Here is a 441-nt window from a genome sequence, read left to right on the forward strand (position 1 = left end):
AGCCGGCGCCGCTCGACGAAGCTGCGCACCGTCCAGATCGGCAGCTGGTGACTGACGCACACGGCCTCGTGCCCACGGGCGGCGTCCCGTGCGGCGCTCAGCGCACTCATCATCCGGACGACCTGGTCGACGTACGGCTCGCCCCAGGAGGGACGGAAGGGATTGGTGAGATGGCGCCAGTTGGCCGGCTTGCGCAGCGCGCCGTCGCCGACACCGAAGGTCTTGCCCTCGAAGACATTGCCGGCCTCGATCAGCCGGTCGTCGGTCTCGATCGTCAGACCGTGGCTCTTGGCCAGCGGAGAGGCGGTCTCCTGGGCGCGCTCCAGCGGAGAGGCGACGACATGGGTGATGTCCCGGCCCGCGAGATGCTCGGCGACCCGGTCGGCCATCTGCCGGCCCAGCTCGGACAGGTGATAGCCGGCGCGCCTGCCGTAGAGCACG

Annotated in this window: 1 protein-coding gene; it reads right to left on the bottom strand. The window is 70.5% G+C overall.

What is annotated here, in order from left to right; all coding sequences use genetic code 11:
* Positions 1 to 441 (bottom strand): histidine phosphatase family protein (locus G3I56_RS42825; RefSeq protein ID WP_164418959.1); only part of this gene is annotated, 441 nt, incomplete at both ends.

The organism is Streptomyces sp. SID12488 (assembly GCF_010548275.1).
In the GTDB taxonomy this organism is placed as follows: domain Bacteria; phylum Actinomycetota; class Actinomycetes; order Streptomycetales; family Streptomycetaceae; genus Streptomyces.